The sequence below is a fragment of the Staphylococcus cornubiensis genome, from assembly GCF_900183575.1.
Lineage (GTDB): Bacteria > Bacillota > Bacilli > Staphylococcales > Staphylococcaceae > Staphylococcus > Staphylococcus cornubiensis.
Genome location: NZ_FXUZ01000029.1, coordinates 1 through 1,503, shown reverse-complemented (window position 1 = coordinate 1,503; position 1,503 = coordinate 1). Strand labels below are relative to the sequence as shown.

The window sequence follows — 1,503 nt, the reverse complement described above, 5'->3', positions numbered from 1 at the left end:
ATGGTGATATTCCGTATATTATCCTTAGAAAGGAGGTGATCCAGCCGCACCTTCCGATACGGCTACCTTGTTACGACTTCACCCCAATCATTTGTCCCACCTTCGACGGCTAGCTCCAAATGGTTACTCCACCGGCTTCGGGTGTTACAAACTCTCGTGGTGTGACGGGCGGTGTGTACAAGACCCGGGAACGTATTCACCGTAGCATGCTGATCTACGATTACTAGCGATTCCAGCTTCATGTAGTCGAGTTGCAGACTACAATCCGAACTGAGAACAACTTTATGGGATTTGCTTGACCTCGCGGTTTTGCTGCCCTTTGTATTGTCCATTGTAGCACGTGTGTAGCCCAAATCATAAGGGGCATGATGATTTGACGTCATCCCCACCTTCCTCCGGTTTGTCACCGGCAGTCAACTTAGAGTGCCCAACTTAATGATGGCAACTAAGCTCAAGGGTTGCGCTCGTTGCGGGACTTAACCCAACATCTCACGACACGAGCTGACGACAACCATGCACCACCTGTCACTTTGTCCTCCGAAGAGGAAAACTCTATCTCTAGAGCGGTCAAAGGATGTCAAGATTTGGTAAGGTTCTTCGCGTTGCTTCGAATTAAACCACATGCTCCACCGCTTGTGCGGGTCCCCGTCAATTCCTTTGAGTTTCAGTCTTGCGACCGTACTCCCCAGGCGGAGTGCTTAATGCGTTAGCTGCAGCACTAAGGGGCGGAAACCCCCTAACACTTAGCACTCATCGTTTACGGCGTGGACTACCAGGGTATCTAATCCTGTTTGATCCCCACGCTTTCGCACATCAGCGTCAGTTGCAGACCAGAAAGCCGCCTTCGCCACTGGTGTTCCTCCATATCTCTGCGCATTTCACCGCTACACATGGAATTCCACTTTCCTCTTCTGCACTCAAGTTTTCCAGTTTCCAATGACCCTCCACGGTTGAGCCGTGGGCTTTCACATCAGACTTAAAAAACCGCCTACGCGCGCTTTACGCCCAATAATTCCGGATAACGCTTGCCACCTACGTATTACCGCGGCTGCTGGCACGTAGTTAGCCGTGGCTTTCTGGTTAGGTACCGTCAAGATGTGCACAGTTACTTACACATTTGTTCTTCCCTAACAACAGAGCTTTACGATCCGAAGACCTTCATCACTCACGCGGCGTTGCTCCGTCAGGCTTTCGCCCATTGCGGAAGATTCCCTACTGCTGCCTCCCGTAGGAGTCTGGACCGTGTCTCAGTTCCAGTGTGGCCGATCACCCTCTCAGGTCGGCTACGTATCGTCGCCTTGGTAGGCCGTTACCCCACCAACTAGCTAATACGGCGCGGGTCCATCTATAAGTGACAGCAAGACCGTCTTTCACTGTAGAACCATGCGGTTCAACATGTTATCCGGCATTAGCCCCGGTTTCCCGGAGTTATTCCAGTCTTATAGGTAGGTTACCCACGTGTTACTCACCCGTCCGCCGCTAACGTCAAAGGAGCAAGCTCCT

1 rRNA gene is annotated in these 1,503 nt (G+C 51.7%); it reads right to left on the bottom strand.

The features are described from left to right. Positions 1–28: 28 nt before the first annotated feature. Positions 29–1,503 (bottom strand): 16S ribosomal RNA (locus CCE82_RS12305); the annotation flags it as partial.